This window comes from Glutamicibacter sp. NPDC088483 (genome assembly GCF_044753145.1).
Taxonomy (GTDB): Bacteria; Actinomycetota; Actinomycetes; order Actinomycetales; family Micrococcaceae; genus Glutamicibacter.
Genome location: NZ_JBIVMP010000008.1, coordinates 198,792 through 216,925 on the forward strand (window position 1 = coordinate 198,792; position 18,134 = coordinate 216,925).

15 protein-coding genes, 2 tRNA genes and 1 rRNA gene are annotated in these 18,134 nt (G+C 60.8%); 6 read left to right on the top strand and 12 right to left on the bottom strand.

The features are described 5' to 3' along the window. Nucleotides 1-25: 25 nt before the first annotated feature. The 3 genes from groL to ACIP6G_RS17285 all read right to left on the bottom strand — a co-directional run bounded on the left by groL (nucleotide 26) and on the right by ACIP6G_RS17285 (nucleotide 2,898). Nucleotides 26-1,663, bottom strand: coding sequence for a chaperonin GroEL (gene groL, locus ACIP6G_RS17275; protein WP_105659122.1), 1,638 nt, complete (start codon nucleotides 1,661-1,663; stop codon nucleotides 26-28). Nucleotides 1,664-1,959: 296 nt separating this feature from the next. Further along, nucleotides 1,960-2,565, bottom strand: coding sequence for a LytR C-terminal domain-containing protein (locus ACIP6G_RS17280; RefSeq protein ID WP_105659121.1), 606 nt, complete (start codon nucleotides 2,563-2,565; stop codon nucleotides 1,960-1,962). Between the two features lie 42 nt (nucleotides 2,566-2,607). Next, nucleotides 2,608-2,898: a DUF3263 domain-containing protein gene (locus tag ACIP6G_RS17285; RefSeq protein WP_105659120.1), complete on the bottom strand. Its 291-nt coding sequence runs from the start codon at nucleotides 2,896-2,898 to the stop codon at nucleotides 2,608-2,610. 156 nt (nucleotides 2,899-3,054) lie between these two features. Here ACIP6G_RS17285 and ACIP6G_RS17290 point away from each other — a divergent pair, with 156 nt between their 5' ends. Then, a complete protein-coding gene (locus tag ACIP6G_RS17290; protein WP_400291506.1) occupies nucleotides 3,055-3,828 on the top strand; it encodes a uracil-DNA glycosylase in 774 nt (257 codons plus the stop codon). On the opposite strand, the gene ACIP6G_RS17295 is transcribed toward ACIP6G_RS17290, so the two are convergent. Further along, nucleotides 3,825-5,495, bottom strand: coding sequence for a threonine/serine exporter ThrE family protein (locus ACIP6G_RS17295; protein WP_105659118.1), 1,671 nt, complete (start codon nucleotides 5,493-5,495; stop codon nucleotides 3,825-3,827). The two genes, ACIP6G_RS17290 and ACIP6G_RS17295, sit on opposite strands and share 4 nt — an antisense overlap. 201 nt (nucleotides 5,496-5,696) lie before the next feature. Between ACIP6G_RS17295 and ACIP6G_RS17300 the strand changes: the two genes are divergently transcribed. Continuing rightward, complete coding sequence (locus ACIP6G_RS17300) at nucleotides 5,697-6,743, top strand: LLM class flavin-dependent oxidoreductase (protein WP_105661591.1); 1,047 nt, start codon at nucleotides 5,697-5,699, stop codon at nucleotides 6,741-6,743. Nucleotides 6,744-6,799: 56 nt separating this feature from the next. Here the strand turns inward: ACIP6G_RS17300 and ACIP6G_RS17305 are convergent. Continuing rightward, a tRNA-Val gene (locus ACIP6G_RS17305) sits at nucleotides 6,800-6,876 on the bottom strand. Between the two features lie 410 nt (nucleotides 6,877-7,286). Here ACIP6G_RS17305 and ACIP6G_RS17310 point away from each other — a divergent pair. Continuing rightward, complete coding sequence (locus ACIP6G_RS17310) at nucleotides 7,287-7,904, top strand: GNAT family N-acetyltransferase (protein ID WP_332487736.1); 618 nt, start codon at nucleotides 7,287-7,289, stop codon at nucleotides 7,902-7,904. Between the two features lie 4 nt (nucleotides 7,905-7,908). On the opposite strand, the gene ACIP6G_RS17315 is transcribed toward ACIP6G_RS17310, so the two are convergent. The 5 genes from ACIP6G_RS17315 to ACIP6G_RS17335 all read right to left on the bottom strand — a co-directional run bounded on the left by ACIP6G_RS17315 (nucleotide 7,909) and on the right by ACIP6G_RS17335 (nucleotide 12,821). Then, nucleotides 7,909-8,841, bottom strand: coding sequence for a hypothetical protein (locus tag ACIP6G_RS17315; protein WP_400291509.1), 933 nt, complete (start codon nucleotides 8,839-8,841; stop codon nucleotides 7,909-7,911). Beyond that, a complete protein-coding gene (locus ACIP6G_RS17320; protein ID WP_400291511.1) occupies nucleotides 8,838-10,472 on the bottom strand; it encodes a class I SAM-dependent DNA methyltransferase in 1,635 nt (544 codons plus the stop codon). Before ACIP6G_RS17320 ends, ACIP6G_RS17315 begins: the two co-directional genes overlap by 4 nt. Before the next feature lie 122 nt (nucleotides 10,473-10,594). Next, nucleotides 10,595-11,545 carry a DUF808 domain-containing protein gene (locus ACIP6G_RS17325; protein WP_332487740.1) on the bottom strand — a complete coding sequence of 317 codons (951 nt, stop codon included), beginning with the start codon at nucleotides 11,543-11,545 and terminating at the stop codon, nucleotides 10,595-10,597. A 164-nt stretch (nucleotides 11,546-11,709) separates the two neighbouring features. Then, nucleotides 11,710-11,783: transfer RNA gene (locus tag ACIP6G_RS17330), tRNA-Thr, on the bottom strand. Between the two features lie 171 nt (nucleotides 11,784-11,954). After that, complete coding sequence (locus ACIP6G_RS17335; RefSeq protein WP_332728156.1) at nucleotides 11,955-12,821, bottom strand: thioredoxin domain-containing protein; 867 nt, start codon at nucleotides 12,819-12,821, stop codon at nucleotides 11,955-11,957. Nucleotides 12,822-13,221: 400 nt separating this feature from the next. On the opposite strand from ACIP6G_RS17335, the gene ACIP6G_RS17340 reads away from it, so the two are divergent. The 3 genes from ACIP6G_RS17340 to ACIP6G_RS17350 all read left to right on the top strand — a co-directional run bounded on the left by ACIP6G_RS17340 (nucleotide 13,222) and on the right by ACIP6G_RS17350 (nucleotide 16,639). Continuing rightward, a complete protein-coding gene (locus ACIP6G_RS17340) occupies nucleotides 13,222-14,685 on the top strand; it encodes a trehalose-6-phosphate synthase (protein ID WP_332503258.1) in 1,464 nt (487 codons plus the stop codon). Between the two features lie 41 nt (nucleotides 14,686-14,726). Beyond that, nucleotides 14,727-15,506 (top strand): trehalose-phosphatase, encoded by a 780-nt coding sequence (otsB, locus tag ACIP6G_RS17345; protein ID WP_400291513.1) that lies wholly within the window; start codon nucleotides 14,727-14,729, stop codon nucleotides 15,504-15,506. Between the two features lie 65 nt (nucleotides 15,507-15,571). After that, complete coding sequence (locus tag ACIP6G_RS17350; RefSeq protein ID WP_105659109.1) at nucleotides 15,572-16,639, top strand: ABC transporter ATP-binding protein; 1,068 nt, start codon at nucleotides 15,572-15,574, stop codon at nucleotides 16,637-16,639. A gap of 128 nt (nucleotides 16,640-16,767) precedes the next feature. On the opposite strand, the gene rrf is transcribed toward ACIP6G_RS17350, so the two are convergent. Both rrf and ACIP6G_RS17360 read right to left on the bottom strand, forming a co-directional pair. After that, a 5S ribosomal RNA gene (gene rrf / locus ACIP6G_RS17355) occupies nucleotides 16,768-16,884 on the bottom strand. 144 nt (nucleotides 16,885-17,028) lie between these two features. After that, the gene (locus ACIP6G_RS17360) at nucleotides 17,029-17,811 is read right to left on the bottom strand and encodes an SDR family oxidoreductase (protein WP_400291515.1); all 783 of its coding nucleotides are present in this window, start codon (nucleotides 17,809-17,811) and stop codon (nucleotides 17,029-17,031) included. Between the last annotated feature and the right edge of the window lie 323 nt (nucleotides 17,812-18,134).

Here is an 18,134-nt window from a genome sequence, read left to right on the forward strand (position 1 = left end):
TGCGTGCTTAGTGCGTGCGGGAAGCTTAGAAGCCGCCCATTCCGCCCATGCCACCCATGTCATCGCCACCGGCTGGGGCAGCGCCAGCAGGAGCTGGCTTATCTGCGACAACAGCTTCGGTGGTCAGGAACAGGCCAGCGATCGATGCCGCGTTCTGCAGTGCCGAACGGGTCACCTTCACTGGGTCGTTGACACCAGCTTCAAGCAGGTTGACGTATTCGCCGGTTGCAGCGTTCAGGCCGTGACCTGCTGGCAGGCCCTTGACCTTGTCAGCGACAACGCCTGGCTCCATGCCAGCGTTCAGGGCAATCTGCTTCAGCGGGGCTTCGATGCCAACGCGGACGATGTTCGCACCGGTAGCTTCGTCGCCTTCCAGAACCAGCTTCTCGAATGCTGCAGCGCCAGCCTGGATCAGTGCAACGCCACCACCGGCGACGATGCCTTCTTCAACAGCTGCCTTGGCGTTGCGCACGGCATCTTCGATGCGGTGCTTGCGCTCCTTGAGCTCTACCTCGGTAGCAGCGCCGGCCTTCAGCACAGCGACACCGCCGGAGAGCTTTGCGTGGCGCTCCTGCAGCTTCTCGCGGTCGTAGTCCGAGTCGGTGTTCTTGATCTCGGCAGCGATCTGGGCCTTGCGTCCCTCGATGGCGTCGGCTTCGCCGCCACCTTCAACGATGGTGGTCTCGTCCTTGGTGATAACGACCTTGCGGGCGGTACCGAGGACTTCCAGGCCTACGTTGTCCAGGGACAGGCCGATTTCCTCGGAAACAACCTGGCCGCCGGTGAGGATAGCGATGTCGGTCAGCATGGCCTTGCGACGGTCGCCGAAGCCCGGAGCCTTGACAGCAACGGACTTGAACAGGCCGCGGATCTTGTTCAGGATCAGGGTAGCCAGGGCTTCGCCCTCGACATCTTCGGCGATGATCAGCAGCGACTTGTTCGACTGCATGACCTTCTCCAGCAAGGTCACCATGTCCTTGACCGAGGAGATCTTCGAGTTCACGATGAGGACGTAAGGGTCCTCAAGAACGGTTTCCTGGCGCTCAGCGTCGGTGACGAAGTAAGCGGAGATGTAGCCCTTATCGAAGCGCATGCCCTCTGCCAGCTCCAGCTCCAGGCCGAAGGTGTTGGATTCTTCAACGGTGATAACGCCCTGCTCGCCGACCTTGTCGAGAGCTTCAGCGATCAGTGCGCCGATTTCCGGATCGCCAGCAGAGATCGAAGCGGTAGCAGCGATCTGCTCCTTGGATTCGACCTTCTTCGCAGCGGCGAACAGTTCAGCGGTAACAGCTTCTACGGCCTTGTCGATACCGCGGCGCAGTGCGATTGGGTCAGCACCTGCAGCAACGTTGCGCAGGCCTTCCTTGACCAGTGCCTGTGCCAGCACGGTTGCGGTGGTGGTACCGTCGCCAGCGACGTCGTCGGTCTTCTTGGCAACTTCCTTGACCAGCTCTGCGCCGATCTTCTCGTAAGGCTCTTCGAGGTCGATTTCCTTAGCGATGGACACGCCGTCGTTGGTGATAGTAGGAGCGCCCCACTTCTTTTCCAGAACAACGTTGCGGCCGCGTGGGCCCAGGGTGACCTTCACCGCGTCAGCAAGGGTGTTCAGGCCGCGCTCAAGTCCGCGGCGTGCTTCCTCGTCAAATGCAATCATCTTAGCCATTGTGGCGTACGGTCCTTTCGGGACGATTTTGCGAAAATGCAACCGACAGACAGCGCCCGCGACGGACGAGTGGACCGGTGCGGCATCGGGCCAGCAACCGTTTCAGCTCTCGCTATCTGAGGTATTTTCCACGCCCACGCCCTGCGTCCGCTGTCCGGTGCTTCATGGAGTTCTTGGAGAACGCAAAAGCCGACCGGCGTTAGCAGTCGCAACGCATGAGTGCTAATACAAATATTGGCACTCTCGCATGGCGAGTGCAAGCCGATCGGCTCTAAGCGAATGGAATTATGAACGAATTATTCGTTTAGCCCCAGGGTGTCATCGGAGCCCAGAACCACGGTGACCCGGTTCGGAATGTTGCTGGTCTGCAGAACTTCGTCGATATTCAGGATTTCTGCAGCTTTTTCAGCGGTAGTGCGGTAGGACTCGGACATGTAATAAACCGTGGAGACTTCTGCGGGCCTGGTCCAGTTGTCGGCCACAATGCTGGTGAACCCGGCTTCGGCCATGGCGTCTTCGCCTTCATTAGCCAGACCGGCAACACTTGCCGCGTTGTACACGCCAATCAGCTGGCCGTAGAGCACGTCTTCGTCATCGATGGTGCTCGTTGGCGATGCGGATTCACTAGGTGTGGGTTCCACGGAGGGCTCGGCGGTGACTTCCTGGGTTTGCGAGGTGTCGCTTCCCGTGGAAGTCGCGAGGGTCTCCTTGAGCTGAGGGCCGAAGATGAAGGACAAGGCACCGATCACCAGCACGAGTACAGCGGTCAGCACTACCCAGCGCAATTTCCCACCGGTTGACTTCGACGCGGCGGACTGCGCCCATCCGTGGGCGTGGTGCGAACCCACACGGGTGCTGAACTCCGGAACGCGATCAAATTCGTCACGCGGGTAGTTGGTCATTCTTGTCCTTGCTCGAGGTCTGATTGGTCACGGCAGGCAGGGTTATCGTCCCGTGCCGACCTTACCGCCCACGCGACGTTTTGTGGAACGTGCTCTGCGCAGGCGCTTGACCAACATCGGGTCGTAGGCCAGTGCCGCGTCGGTTTCAATCAGCTGGTTCAGCAGCTGGTAATAATTCGTCGGCGACATCGAAAACTGCTTGGTAATGGCTTGTTCCTTGGCCCCGGCATACTTCCACCACAACTTTTCCAGGTTGAGGATCTGTTGCGAACGCTCATCCAATTCCGAATCCGGGTTCATGACGAAATCCACCAGCAATTCATTCTCAGCCATACGTTCTCACCTCTGTCATTGGACCAGTTTTCTCAGGTTTCGGTTATGCATGTAATCCACCATCGGTAGACATACCACCGATATTCTAACCAATCTGCTTGCCTAACACCGTGTGGCCGAGCACAGGCACGCCAGAAAAACGGCACAATTACCCCTATGGACGATTTGCAGCCAGCACTTTTCGATGCACCCCAGCCAGCTCGGACACCAGTGTACGAAGCGGCTGATTTCCCGTTCTACCATGGTGCCCAATCCATGGCCGACCACGGGTTTATCGCTGCAGACTGGGTACCGGCACTCTGCGAGCAGGACTCGTTGCTGCGTTCCCTGGCCACCGAGTTGGCGGCCCGTTCGGCGGCCGGTGAACAGATCCTGCCGGCACCGGAGGTGATGTTCCGCGCACTGAGCCTGCCATTGTCCGAAGTCAAGGTCCTAATTATTGGCCAAGACCCATATCCGACACCCGGCCACGCAAACGGTTTGGCCTTCGCGGCCAACAAGCAGGTGCGACCGCTGCCGCGCTCCTTGGCCAATATCTACAAGGAATTGCAGTCCGATCTGGGGCTGGATCCGGTTGCGCATCCGGATCTCAGTCCATGGCTCTCAGAAGGCGTCTTGCTGTTGAACCAGGTGCTCTCCGTAGCCGCTGGCAATGCCGGCTCGCATCAGAAGCTGGGTTGGGCGCCAATTCTGCATGCCATCCTCACCGCGCTCAATGACCGTCCGCGGCCTCCGGCGGCTTTGCTCTGGGGCCAGCATGCGCAGAAACTCTCCGAGTCCCTGTCCAATGCCGTGCAGCTGCAAAGCGCCCATCCTTCGCCGCTCTCAGCCTCGCGCGGGTTCTTCGGCTCCAAGCCCTTCTCAAGCATCAATCGGCTCCTGTCCGACAGCGGACAGAAGCCGATTGACTGGTCGTTGCCGAAAGCCTAGCGTCGGCGGATCCGCCGGCGCTCACGCCGGGCGCTGGAGGTCAATGGACGGCACAGCGTATCGCCGAAGACGACGCCGCCAGCGATGGAGAGCATGATCGCCATGGCGTTGAACATCTCCACCAGTCCCGTGGCGGTGTCATTGACGTTGATGACGATGCCGTACATTGCGCGGAAGATCATCAGGCCCGGAAGCAGGAACATGACCGCAGGAGCCGCTAGCACCAGCTGCGGGGAGCGGAGTTTGTCCGCTGCCAGCCGCGCGGCGAAACCGATCACCGTGGCGACCAGCGCCGGGGTAGCCCGGTCTCCGAGTCCAATGCTTTCAGCCAGCAGCTGCACCAGGTAGCCGCCGACCGCAATGCCGGCGGTAGGCAGCAGCAGGCGCAGCGCGCTCTGCTCGGTGACCGCACCGGCGACAATGGCCACGCCCACCAAGACCACCAGCAGCCAGGCCGGATAGTCGGTTTGGACGATCTGGTGAACGTCGACCTTCTCTCCCCCGAGCAGATCCGAGATCACCAGGGCCGTAGCAATTCCGCAGAGGATCGCCCCGTAGATCAGGCTGGCCGAGAACAACCGGCCTACCGCTGTCACCGGGAAGCCGTTGATGGCATCCTGCAATGCCGAAACGAATCTGCCCGACGGAAGCAGCAGCAAGATGCCGCCAGAGACCACCAGCGCCGGATCCAGCGGAGCGTGGAATTGATGCCCCAGCAAGGCGATGCCGGTGACCACCAATGTCGAGGCCGCGATAGTGAAGAACTCGGGCACTCTCCAGCGCGAGCCGTATCGGCCGATCTGCGTCACGAGGCTCGAGGACAGCATCGCCACCAGCGCACCAGCCCACGAGCCGCCAATGAAGAGCACGAACGCGGCCGCGAACACGGCCCGGCCGCAGGCGACGATCCAGCGCGGGAACGGCTTGGGCTGCCGCGTGATGTCCTTCAGCCGCTTCGCTGAAACGGATCGCGATACGCCGCCGGCAATGATATCCGAGACGAGTTCGTGCACCAGCACCATGCCGGCGTAGTTCGAGGTGTAGGAGCGGACCACACGCAGCACCGAGTAGCTTTCGGCGTCCGGCGGGCTGTAGTTCAAATGCAGGGACTGGTTGGTGATGTCCACGTCCAAGTGGCTCAGGCCCAGTGCCGCGGTCACCGCGATCACGCTGGTTTCCACTTCCAAGGCGCCTGCGCCGTAGCGGATCAAGGTCTCGCCCAAATCCAGCGCGAACTCCATGGTGCGCCGGTTGGACGCGTCCTGGTCCACATTGACCTTGGGGTTGGCGTAGGGGGTGCCCTGCAGGCGCTCAACGATGTTCAGCGCCTCAGTGGGAGGGGTATCCGAGATCCACATTTTCGCCAGCAGCCGACGGGCCACCGGGTTGGCGCGGGTAGGCATGAGGGTAATGCCCTCATCGGTGGTGTGAACCTGGCCGGTGCGCCACTCGATATCCGAGACATCGGCAGCCGCCACGTTGGCGCTGACCGCCGTATTGAGCGGCAATTCAGATGCCGTTGCCGGCTCTTCGGCGGGCTCTGCCGGATGGAAGCCCATGTTGATCTCACTAGTGGCAATGCGGGGCAAGACGCCAGCTAGCGGAGCCGGATCCTCGCCTACGGCATTCGACGAGGCGGCCTGTTCCTCGCTAGATCGATGCGCCACGAATCATGCCCCCTCATCCAAAGTTTTTCCCATGGGATTCACCATACAACCCGTGCATGAAAAGTTGTCGGGAACGTGGCGAATTCGGGAGGTATTGCCGAACACATTTAAGGGTATTTTCGGCCACTGGAATACCGGCGCTCGGCAGTTGGTTGCACCATGCAGAAGTTAGATGTGTTTGCATATAATCCGGAGGATCCAATGAATACGCAGTTCCCTTTGCCAGAAATCGGAGCCGAGACCTTCGGCGACATCACCGAGGATGCCCAGGGCAACCCGCTGAGCCATGCCCAGGTGATCCGCAATGTCATCGCCGAGGGGCAGCAGGCCGAAGCCTCGGGCCTTGATTTCTTCGGTGTCGGCGAGCACCACCGCGATGACTATGCCATCTCCTCCCCCGAAATGGTTCTGGCCGCCCTGGCCAGCACTACCCAGCGCATCAAGCTCGGCACCGCGGTGACCGTGCTCTCCAGCGACGACCCGGTGCGCGTCTACGAACGCTTTGCCACCTTGGACGCGATCTCCAACGGGCGAGTGGAGATCATCGCAGGCCGCGGCTCCTTCATTGAATCCTTCCCGCTCTTCGGCCTGGATCTTGAAGACTACGAGGACCTGTTCGAAGAGAAGCTGCATCTGCTGGCCAAGCTCCGCCACGGCACGCCGGTTTCCTGGCAGGGCAAGCACCGCGCCGCCTTGCGCAACCAGCAGATCTACCCGCTGCTGGAAGACCAGCCCTTGACCACCTGGGTGGGTGTGGGTGGCAGCCCGCAGTCGGTAACCCGCGCGGCCCGGCATGGCTTGCCGTTGTGCTTGGCCATTATCGGCGGCCAGCCCTCGGCTTTCGAAGGCTTGGCCACTCTCTACCGCCGTGCGCTGAAGGAGTTCGGCCATGGAGAATTGCCGGTCTCGGCGCACTTCCATGGCTTGGTGGCTTCCACCGACCAGGAGGCCCTGGAAACCCTCTGGCCGCATTACCAGCGCACCATGAATCGGCTGGGCGCCGAACGAGGCTGGCCGCCGGCCAGCAAGATGCGCTTGCAGGCTTCCATGGGGCCCGAGGGAGCCATGATGGCCGGCAGCCCGGAAACTGTGGCACGGAAGATGGCCAAGGTGGCCCAGCAGCTGGGCTTGTCGCGCGTTGACATCAAGTACTCTGCCGGTTCCTTGCCGCACGAGGCGATGATGAACAGCATCAAGTTGCTCGGAGAAGAGGTCAAGCCCATGGTGCACCAGCTGCTTGGCGCCTAGGATCCTGGCTGTCCCGGAAACAGCGAAAGCCACCGCATTGCGGTGGCTTTCGTTCTTGGTGGATCTTACTGGACTCGAACCAGCGACCTTTCGCGTGTGAGGCGAACGCTCTAACCAACTGAGCTAAAGATCCATCTGCGCCCTGACTTGCAAGCCAAGCGCATAAGCAATCCTACCGGGCCGTGGACCTCACTCCAAATCGGCCACCGGTTCCAGCGCCCGGATTCCGCCCCCGGAACACGCCGAAATGCCGCTTCGAGCGCAGGTTCGAACAGTCGTGGTTCAGGCAATGAGTAGAGCAGAAAAACAACGCCGAATAGTTTATTTGCGATTCACCTAAAAGTACCCATTTCCACTTGTCAAAAAGGGACTTTAGACTCCATAATTTTTCTAGCTCATCGAGCTCAAACTGGACCCTACAAGGAAGTTGCCGGAAGCCGCCGGCATCGGTCCCCTCAAGGCCAACGAAACCGCGCAGTGGATTTTTCCACCGCGCAAAAGCCTCATCTTTCGTTCGTTCTTAGAATTTAGGACCGTACCCCAGTGTTTGAAAACCTGAACTTTTCCTTGTCATCCCTATGCGTTCAGCCGGCCCAGCGCGCCGAATTAGCGACCCTCTACCCCTTGGTCGACCAGCGCTGGAACCAGAAGTTCGACCGGCTCTCGCTGCTTGTGACCGTGCGCGACCAGGGCACCTTGGTTGCCGCAGGCCTCGTGCATGATTCCATCATTGCCCCGACTTCTTCGATGAATGCCGTGGAGCTCGGTTGCATGGCCGTGCGCCCGGACTACCGCCGCCTGGGCATCCGCCAGCATGCGACGTCGCTGCGCCTTGCCCACGCGCTGCGTTCGGGCAAAACCCCGATCAGCGTCATCGATTCGCAGAACCCGGCATCCTGGGCCTTCTACGAGCGCTCGGAGCTGTGGCAGCGCGAGCGCAGCTTCGAGCACGATGGGCAGCTGAAGTTCATCTACCGGGCCACCGAGGCCGCATGGCAGTGGGCCGCGCAATTGCCGCAGGCCTCCGAGGACCACGTGGCCATCCACCTTCCCGAAAGTGCGATGCCAGCCCCGAGCCTCATGGCCGGCCCGGCCCCGGTCCAGGGATTCGCCGCGCAGTTCGGATCCGATGATTCGGCCTCCGCCGTGCCGGTGATGTGACCGCCTAGAACAGGGCGTCCTGCTGCTCGTCCACGGAGCCGTGGCCCGGCAGCGGGGCAACTTCTCCGGCCCGGCGAGCGCGAGCGGCCTCGTGCAGGTCAATCGGGGTGACCTTCAGGACCGCATCGACCATGGTGTTGAGGAACTGCGGCGCGGCAATATCCGCTGGCACCGGAGCGTGGACGCATTTCACTTCTGGATCCTCTGCGCTCTCATCCCAATCCACCAGCAGCAGGCCGGTGGCGGTGTACCCGAAGCCGTCGCCGAAGTCGCGCAGCTTGCGGATCATGTCCACGGTGCGGCGGAAGGCAGCCGGCTCGGATTCCAGGATCGTGGCACGCTGCACGAAGAAGAACCCGACGGCTGCCAGCGGGTAGCGGGCCCGCAGGTTAGCCGCATCCCCATAGGCCTCTTCATAGCGGTTGGCCAGGTTCTTGCCGAAGGATGAGGTCATCGCCTTGGTGCTGAGCAGCAGCTCGGGACCGGTGGACCAATGGGTCATCACCACGTCGGTTTGCTTCATGTAGGCGCGGCCCAGGATGCGCGCGTCGATGCTGCCCGCCTTGCCCGCCATGATGGACTCGTGCACCTCGTCGGCCAGCCGCTCTGGCAGCTTGCGCAGCAGTTCCAGGATGTCGCTGGACAAGACCCGGGGCGCCTCGGGACGCGGCCACACCAGATCCGCATCGAATCCGGCACGGCGCAATTCATGGGCCAGCCATGCGTCCACGCCCTGGGCAAAGCGGCCCGATCGGGTGACCGCCTTGTTGCGGACCGGGATGCTCAGCAGGCGTTCGAGCACCGGGAAGGACGGGTTGAATTCCTCGGTTACCGCGCCATTGCCCAGCCAGGGCGAATCCTTCGCCGCTGACATCAACGTGGTATCGAATTCGGCAAAGGCCAAGGTCTTTTCGATCGCAGGATTGGCCACGTTCATCCCCTCACGGCTTTGCTTCTGGCCTTGCGGCGTTCGAGCATATTCATTCGCGCAGTGCGGACCGCCTCCAGCGCATCCGGCTCCAAGCCGAGCAGCTGCTCGAGCACCACGCCGTCCACCAGGTCGGTGGCCTCTTGCTTGCGCCCCTGCACCAGCAGTTCACGCACCGCCGGCTTGATGGCACGCAATTGCCGGGCATAGCGCTGCACCATGCCGATCGCCGGGACCGGCAGCTGGTCGGCTTCACGCGGTTCCAGCTTCAGGATGCCGCCGCCGTAGGAGCGGCCCACCATTTCGGCTCCGAGCATGGTCAGGGTATTGAGCGATGCCACCGGGAGCAGCTCGCGGCCCAGCTCGCGCGCATCGGCGCCGAGGTACACCCCATGGATCGAGTTGATGTGGTGCACCGCGGCCTCGTTGGCGGTCAACCGCGGGGTGTCGGCGTTCATGTAGGTCATGAACAGGTCCGGCACCGAGAGCACCGGCACCCGCCACCACGGCGAGCGCACCTTGCACTTGTAGGCCTGGTCGACGTTCTGCAGTTCACCGCTGGCCACGAAGCGCGCACCGGCGCCGCTGGGTTCCGCGCCGGGGCGGAACATGTAGGCAGCTGCCCCGTGCTCGGCGAGCTTTTCCCAGCCGTCCTCGCTCAATTCCAGCCCGCGCAGGTGGCGCGAGCCCGGAGGCGAGATCCGGATCAGGTCCTCGCGGGCCAGCCCCAGGTCCTGGATCTGCTGGGCCGAGAGGGTGAACCACTTATTATTGCCGGTGACCGCGCCCAGCGAGGTTTCGCCCCAGGACTGCAGCGGCGCCATCCGGCCGGCGGCCAGTGCCGCCGACAAGATCCCCTGGGCTTCGAGGCCGACCAGGGAACCGGTCCAGCGCTCGTTCATGCGCACCGGGGTGTGGCGGGTGCCTTCGCCCAGGGCTTGCAGATCCAGCGCATTGCGGAATTGGTGCAGGTTGAAGGAACCGCTAGCCCCTTCGCGGTAGCCCTCGGCCAGCAGCAGCAGCACTTCTTCCTGCGCGTCGGCGAACAAGCGCTCTTCGAAGACGGCCAGGTGCACGCTGGCGAAGCGTTCAAGCAGCATCTGGCGGACAGGCCCGGCATAGTTCACGAACATCAGCTCTGCCGGAAGCACCAGGGCCAGGCGCCCGCCGACGGCAAGGAAGCTGGTGGCATGCACGACGAAAGCGGCCCAGATGCTGGCAAGTTCATTCAGTTCCACGCCCGAGGCTTTGGCCGCGGCGCGCGAGAGCTGCCGGTCAGCCCCGCGGTGCAGCTGGTAGCGCACGTAGGGAGGGTTGCCGATGACAGCGTCGAACTCGGCGTTGCCGGTGACCTCGAAGAAGTTGGCGTGCTCGATGCGCGCGTCGATCCCGGCGGCGCTCATCCGTTCACGGGCGGCCTGCACCGATGGTTCGTGCAGTTCCAGGCCCACCAGCTCGACCCGGTCTCGGCCATCTGCGAGCACCGGATGGGCAGCGGCAAGGAATTGCGCTTCACCGCAGGAGGGTTCCAGGACCCTGGATCCTTGCTCCCCCAGCGCCCACTGCGCCATGAAGCTGGCAACGGGTTCCGGGGTGAAGTAGGCTCCGCGCGCATGGCGGGCGGTGGCCTGATCTGTCAATTCTCTACTCAACACGCATCGATCTTTCCACGTAGGCCAGACAGTTGGGCTGGACCGGTAGACCGAGTCCGGGCGGCAACTTCTCTATTCTACGTGCGCGGGCATCTGGCTGATTCCTGTTCCTAGTGGTCTGCTTCGGCTTTGCCCTTGTGGCGCAGCTTCTGGATGCCCAGGATGATGACGGTAATCACGGTACCCATGATGAAACCGGCAAGGCAGGAGAAGGCGGTGTTCACCAGCCAGCCCAGCACGGCGCCGGCCTGGCCGGTCGCGTCGTGGACCAGCAGTTCCACGTGGTGCACGAAGCCGTACGGTGCGTGCCAGCCCAGTTCGTCCATGCCGACCAGCAGCAGGTGCCCGCCGACCCAGAGCATCGCGATCACGCCGACCTTGCTCAGGATGGACATCACGATGGGCATCGCCTTGACCAGGCCGCGCCCGATCTTCTGCGTGAGCTGGCGCGGCTTGGCGGCCATGTGCAGGCCGATGTCGTCCATTTTGACGATCAAGCCCACGGCGCCATAGACCACGACGGTCATCAGGATGGCGATCACAATCAGGATCAGCGCGCGATTCAAGAACGGCTCGTGGGACACCTCGTTCAGCGAGATGACCATGATCTCCGCGGAAAGCACGAGGTCTGTGCGCACTGCCGATCCGATGATCGCTTTCTCGTCGCGCACTCCCTCCTTGCCGCCCGGAGTGTGGTGCTTGATCGCGCCCATCGCCTCAAGCAGCTTCTCGGCGCCTTCGAAAACCAGATAGGCGCCACCGATCATCAGGATCGGGGTCAGCGCCCATGGAGCGAACTGCGATAGGACCAGCGCCACCGGAAGGATGAACAGCATCTTGTTCCGGATAGACCCAACGGCGATCTTCCAGATGATTGGAAGCTCGCGCTTGGGCGAGAGCCCGGCCACGTACTGCGGGGTGACTGCCGCATCATCGATGACGACGCCTAGCGATTTGGTGCTGGCCTTGCCAGCGCCCAGCGCGATGTCATCAAGCGATGCCGCGGTGACTTTCACCAGCGCCGCCACGTCGTCCAATAGTGCTGCAAGGCCTCCGGCCATGGTCGGCTCCTTCAAATATAGGTTCTGCGCAGAATTCTACCGGCGGGATCTTTGAGCCTGCCATAGGCGCGACGCTGGCTCGGGCATGATCTGGGGCTAAAAAAAGAAACCGCGCCATGAAGATTCATGGACACGGTTCCCGTTGCTGGTCAGGACCAGGTCAGAGCCCCCTACCGGATTCGAACCGGTGACCTTCAGTTTACAAGACAGACGCTCTGGCCAGCTGAGCTAAGGGGGCGTACCGAATAAGAATATCCGAAAACCCTGCGGCACTGCGAATTGGCGATGCTCCGAGTTAAATGCCGATGGGAAGGAAGCCAGCATTGGCTTCCTTCCCATCGGTCGGGGTGCGAGATCAATAAGGATACTACCGGATCCCGAACAATTGTCCAGAGGCTACCGGTTCGACTTACTTGTTGGCAGCGATTGCTTCCTTCACTGCGGTTGGGAAGTCTTCCTTTGCCAGATCGACTACCTCGCCCTGGACGAAGATCGATGGGGTGCCAGCCACGCCATCGTACTGGCCGGCAGTAGTGGTGTACTGGACGAATGGACGGAACTTGTCATCTGCGATGCAGCTTTCAACGGACTGCGCAGCGCCATTCTGGATCGCCAGATCGGCCAGCTCGGCGTTCTTCATCTCGCCCTCTGGGTAGTGGCCCCACAGCGCCTTGACGAAGCCCATGTAGGCTTCTGGGCTTTCGTCGGCGACGCAAGCCAATGCGTTGGCGCCGCGCGAGGAGAAGTTGGTTGCTGAACCACGGTCAAGGTAGCCGACGTTGCGGTATTCAACGGTGACGTCGCCGTTGGCCAGCCATTCCTCGATCTGGTCCCCGTAGGTAGCCTCGAAGTCTGCACAGTGAACGCAGTTGGCGTCAACGTACATGGCGATGTTGATCGGTTCGCCCTTTTCAGCCACCGTCAGGTCGCGTGGGGTAGCAGGCGATGGCGCCTCGGCAGGCGCTTCGAGCGTCTTGATATCCACATTCTCGATGGACTTCTCTGCGACAGTGTCCGGCGAGGTGACCATGATGCCACCGGCTGCGGTACCGCCCTGCGGCACGGCGCCGGAGTCTGCCACCTTTGCGTTGTTGTTCTGCACGATCAAGGTAACTACCAGTGCGATGACCACAATGACTGCGGCCAATACGCCCAGCTTCACGAAAAGCGACTTGCGCTTCTGAGCGGCATCTTGAGCGGCACGCATCTGCGCCGCCTTCTCTCGGGCACTCGCGGTTCGCTCTGCCTTCGATGGGCGCGGATTATTTGTAGACATAAATTTGGCGGTTCCTTGGTCAGCGGACAACTATCATCTGGAGTCAAGCTTAGCCAACTCCGAGCGCCAATATCCTTGAAAACTCAAGATTCCCCCACCTTCACAGGACTCACATATCTTTCGCATACAGCACCCAAAGTGCTTCGAAAACCTTAAGTTGAGCGTTAAACCAAGCCATCGTCGGATATCGTTTCTTTGCTGCCCGTCCTTTGCTGACCACGCGGCACATGCGCAGAAGTAGCCCATATGACGGAGAAATCCGTCTCTTCGTTCCCTTAGCAGTCAGTTTTCACTAGGCTAAATAGCAAGAGCGAGGAAATTTGACGAGAAGTCATTCACTCAGAACCGACGAATCTGCACCACGCCGGTGAACCAGATTGAACAAACCAGGAGGTTTGCAGTGGGTACCCCAGCGCCGAGTACAAAGACCGAATATTCCTACGATTTTGTGGTTGTAGCCAACCGCCTTCCGGTGGACCGCATCACCAACCCTGACGGATCGCAAGGATTCCAGCGTTCGCCCGGTGGTTTGGTTACCGCCTTGGAACCGGTCATGGCTGCGTCCGAAGGTGCCTGGGTGGGTTGGCATGGCGGTATCGGCGAGAAGCTGGAGAGCTTCGACAAGGATGACATCCATCTGGTTCCGGTCCCCCTGGATGAGGATGACCTGACCCTCTACTACGAGGGCTTCTCCAACTCGACGCTTTGGCCGCTCTACCACGACGTCATCGTGCCACCGGAGTACCACCGCACCTGGTGGGACCGCTACAAGAGGATCAACCAGCGATTCGCCGATGCCGTACTGGAAATCGCTGCTCCGAACGCTACCGTGTGGGTCCACGACTACCAGCTGCAGCTGGTTCCGCAGATGCTGCGGCTGGCGCGACCCGATCTGAAAATCGGCTTCTTCCTGCACATACCGTTCCCGGCGGCCAGCCTGTTTTCGCAGCTGCCCTGGCGCACCCAGATCTTGCAGGGACTGGTCGGCGCGGACTTGGTCGGGTTCCAGCGCGAAACCGATGCGAGCAATTTCCTGCGCTGCTTGCGCCGGTTCACCGACTACTCCACCAAGGGCGATGTGGCTTCGCCCCCAGCCGGTAACGACATGCAGAATCTCTGCCGTGCCAATGCGCATCCGATTTCCATCGATACCGAGCAAATCGCCAAGCTCGCACGCGATCCGCAAATCATTGCCCGTGCCGCCCAGATCCGCCATGAGCTGGGCAATCCGAAAACCATCATGCTGGGCGTGGACCGCTTGGACTACACCAAGGGCATTCGCCACCGCCTGAAGGCCTATGGCGAGCTGCTCTCCGACCAGACTCTGCGCGCCGGTGATGTCTGCCTGATCCAGGTAGCCAGCCCCAGCCGGGAAAACGTGGACAGCTACATCGAGCTGCGTGATCAGGTGGAGCTCATGGTCGGGCAGATCACCGGCCAGCATGACACCCTGAGCCACACCACCCTGCGCTACCTGCACCAGTCCTATCCGCTGCGCGAAATGATCGCCATGTATCTGGCAGCCGATGTCCTGCTGGTCACGGCCCTGCGCGATGGGATGAATCTGGTGGCCAAGGAGTTCGTCGCTGCGCACCAGGATGGTCGCGGCGTACTGGTGCTCTCGGAGTACACCGGAGCTGCAGATCAGCTGACCCAGGCTGTCCTGGTCAACCCGCACGATATCGACGGGATGAAGGCCAGGATCGTTGAAGCGGTTCAGATGAATGAGGCAGAGCAGGAACGCCGGATGAAACGCATGAACCGCCACTTGGCGCTCAACGACGTCTCGAAGTGGTCCGAGGACTTCCTGGCCGAGCTGGCCGAGATCAACGCGGCCACCTCCGTGCACGAAATCGTTCGCTAGAAGATTCCGACAGGAATCCTGATCTCCGATGAGGAATACCATTGCCTGACCTTGACCCTGCCCTGCAGGCCGCGCTGGCTGAATTTGCTGCCCATCAGCGGGTACTAGTTGCTTTGGACTTTGATGGAACGATGTCCCCGCTGGTTGACCGGCCGCAAGAGGCCCGGCCGCTGGAAGAGTCTGCTGCTGCCTTCGAGCAGCTGGCTTCCAGTCCCGGGGTATACACCGCGGTGGTGTCGGGGCGTAACCTGCAGTCCTTGAGCGAGGTCTATCCTGAGCCTCGTCCAGAGATTCGCATTGGTTCGCACGGCGCCGAGCGCATGGTTCCGCCACAGCTGGGCGCGATCTGGCACGATGAGCCGCTGACCGCTGGGCAGTCCGAGCTGCTCGGACAAATTACCCAGCGCCTGGAACGAGTTGCTGCGATGCACGCGAACGCCAGCGTGGAGTACAAACCGTCGGCCACGGTCCTGCACGTCCGCCAGGCAACACCTGATGTTGCTGCCACGGCCCTGGCACAGGCGCGGCAGGCGCTAGGTGATTTGGATGGCATCAAACTGCTTGAAGGCAAAGCGGTGCTAGAGGCCACCGTGCATCACGGTGATAAGGGCCAGAGCCTGCAGTGGTTGCGTGAAGTACTCGACGTCCAAGCGGTCCTTTTTGTCGGTGATGACGTGACCGACGAGAACGGATTCAAGGTTCTTGGCGCAGCGGATCTGGGCATCAAGGTGGGACCTGGACCAACTGCGGCCGCGCATAATATCCTTTCGCCAAGTGAATTACCACACCTTTTGAAAAGTCTGATTTCCATGCGACACTGAAGTGTCCCAACTCACTTTCACTACGGATCGTCGGGCACGTACCTGCCCGTGAAAGGATTGTCATCATGGCAACTGTGACCTTTGAAAAGGCCACCCGTATTTACCCGGGCGCACTTGTGCCTTCCGTCGACGCTATCGACTTGGAAATCCAAGATGGAGAATTCCTTGTCCTGGTCGGCCCCTCGGGTTGCGGCAAGTCCACCACCCTGCGCATGCTCGCGGGTTTGGAAGAAGTAAACTCCGGTCGTATTCTCATTGGCGATAAGGATGTGACCAACGTTCCGCCTAAGGACCGCGACATCGCCATGGTCTTCCAGAACTACGCGCTGTACCCCCACATGACCGTTGCCGAGAATATGGGCTTTGCCTTGAAGATCGCCGGCGTCGACAAGGAGGAACGCAAGAAGCGCGTGCTGGAGGCAGCCAAGCTTCTCGATCTGGAGAAGTACTTGGACCGCAAGCCCAAGGCCTTGTCTGGCGGCCAGCGTCAGCGTGTGGCCATGGGTCGCGCCATCGTTCGTTCGCCCCAGGTGTTCTTGATGGACGAACCGCTGTCCAACCTCGATGCAAAGCTGCGCGTGCAGACCCGTACCCAGATTGCGTCGCTGACCCGCCGACTCGGTGTCACGACCGTGTACGTGACCCACGACCAGGTGGAAGCCTTGACTATGGGTGACCGCGTTGCCGTACTCAAGGACGGCGAATTGCAGCAGGTAGGCACTCCTCGTGAGCTCTACGATCGCCCACGCAATGTCTTCGTCGCAGGCTTCATTGGGTCCCCTGCCATGAACCTGGTGCAGTTGCAGTCTGCCAATGGACAGGTTGCTTTCGGTTCAGCTGTTATCGATGCGCCGGGAGCACAGGGTGGAGTCACCTTGGGCTTCCGTCCAGAGGACATCGAGATTGTCGGTGCCGGCGAAGGCGTGGAGATTGTTGTCGACGTTGTTGAAGAGCTCGGCGCAGATGCCTACATCTACGGTTCGGCAGAGCTAGGCGGCGAAACTCAGATAGTCGTGGTTCGTGTTGACGGCCGTACGCCGCCCGCACGTGGACAGCGCATCAATATTGCACCAAATCTGCAGCACGCGCACCTGTTTGATACGGAAAGCGGTCTGCGCTTGGACAACGCCTAATACTGGCTAGCGCCAATGGCGGCTTGGAAATTGAACTCCAAGCCGCCATTGGCTTTAAGTCCGCTGCGCGAGAGTCCGGTTAAACATCGAAGGCCCCGAACAAAAGTTCGGGGCCTTCGGCAAATTATGCCCGGCGATGACCTACTCTCCCACACCCTCCCGAGTGCAGTACCATCGGCGCTGTGGGTCTTAGCTTCCAGGTTCGGTATGGATCTGGGCGTTTCCCCCACGCTATGATCGCCGTAACTCTATACCTCATGGCTAGCCATGGGAAAACTACGGTGTCATTCGCGATTGCGACAACTCCATAACTATATCAAGCACGCAGTGGATGCGCCACTTCAGAACGCGTTACCAATAGTGTCCTTCGACATACCCAGCTAACTGGGCTAGCTCCAGATATCATCCCCGCGGAGCGTAGCCTCGGCACCGCCATCGCAGTAAATCGTTTGCCCGGTGACGTGAGTATTTTCTGCACTCGTTAGCCACAGCAGTAGCTTGGCAATTACCACGGCTTCAGAGTGGTAGTTCAATGGCATCGGCACATTCTGGTCAACCATCGTTTTGCCTTCTTCTGTCGCCAATAGGTCCCGAGTCATGTTGGTGATCACGGTGCCAGGAGCCACAGCGTTCAATGGGATCCCTGCGCCGGCCCACTTCTCCGAGATGCACTCGCGGCGAACCCAGCGGCTCAGCGCACGCTTGGAGGACGGGTAATTCAGGTAACCGGATCGCGGGCCAGCGGCTTCCAAGGCTGCACCAATGGCCAGGGCTGCTTCCTCGTCGCCTGCAAGCAACGCATCAACGAGTTCAGCGGAATTCTGCTGGATCGAGGCCATCGAGGAAACCACGGCCACGCGTGGTGACTGCGAGAGTCCCAATGCAGGCAGCAGGCCTTCCAGATACCTGGTTACGCCGAAGTAGTTTACCGAGACGGTAATCGCCTTAGGAGCCGAGATGCCTGCGGCCGCGATGACCGCGTCAATCTTGCCTTCGGAATGCTCTATGGTCTGGCTGATGGCGCTTAGCCGGCCCGCCTGCGTCGATAGGTCAGCAGTTACCTCAGCATCGCGTAGATCAACTCCAATGACCTTGTGCCCACGTTCTCGAATCAATTCTGCAGTGGCCGCGCCAATACCGGAAGCAGCGCCAGTAACGACATAAGTTCTCACGTTCGGTTTCCCTCTTTCGCAATTGGAAGACGAGTCGAGTCACCGTCGATGAGTCAGTCGCAGCCTCGCTCATATCCCACACTATGCCCATTTCGAGTGACCCCTTGAACAATGATGCCTAAGTCAAGTGTTTATGGTTGCCTTAGTCGCTTAGCAGCTATCGAGGTTAAAGCAGGAGGAGAGGGGGAACCAAGCAGCACCAGCTACCCAATTCCCCCTCCCCTTCTCGTTAAACAGGTGAGGCCCCGGCACCAAACGGTACCAGGGCCTCAAACCATCTACTCAAGTTAAGTCCGGCGGTGACCTACTCTCCCACACCCTCA

Bases quoted from the DNA above. Each gene is read 5' to 3' on its own strand.
- groL (WP_105659122.1), bottom strand. From the start codon at position 1,663: ATGGCTAAGATGATTGCATTTGACGAGGAAGCACGCCGCGGACTTGAG.
- ACIP6G_RS17280 (WP_105659121.1), bottom strand. From the start codon at position 2,565: ATGACCAACTACCCGCGTGACGAATTTGATCGCGTTCCGGAGTTCAGC.
- ACIP6G_RS17285 (WP_105659120.1), bottom strand. From the start codon at position 2,898: ATGGCTGAGAATGAATTGCTGGTGGATTTCGTCATGAACCCGGATTCG.
- ACIP6G_RS17290 (WP_400291506.1), top strand. From the start codon at position 3,055: ATGGACGATTTGCAGCCAGCACTTTTCGATGCACCCCAGCCAGCTCGG.
- ACIP6G_RS17300 (WP_105661591.1), top strand. From the start codon at position 5,697: ATGAATACGCAGTTCCCTTTGCCAGAAATCGGAGCCGAGACCTTCGGC.
- ACIP6G_RS17315 (WP_400291509.1), bottom strand. From the start codon at position 8,841: ATGAACGTGGCCAATCCTGCGATCGAAAAGACCTTGGCCTTTGCCGAA.
- ACIP6G_RS17325 (WP_332487740.1), bottom strand. From the start codon at position 11,545: ATGGCCGGAGGCCTTGCAGCACTATTGGACGACGTGGCGGCGCTGGTG.
- ACIP6G_RS17335 (WP_332728156.1), bottom strand. From the start codon at position 12,821: ATGTCTACAAATAATCCGCGCCCATCGAAGGCAGAGCGAACCGCGAGT.
- ACIP6G_RS17350 (WP_105659109.1), top strand. From the start codon at position 15,572: ATGGCAACTGTGACCTTTGAAAAGGCCACCCGTATTTACCCGGGCGCA.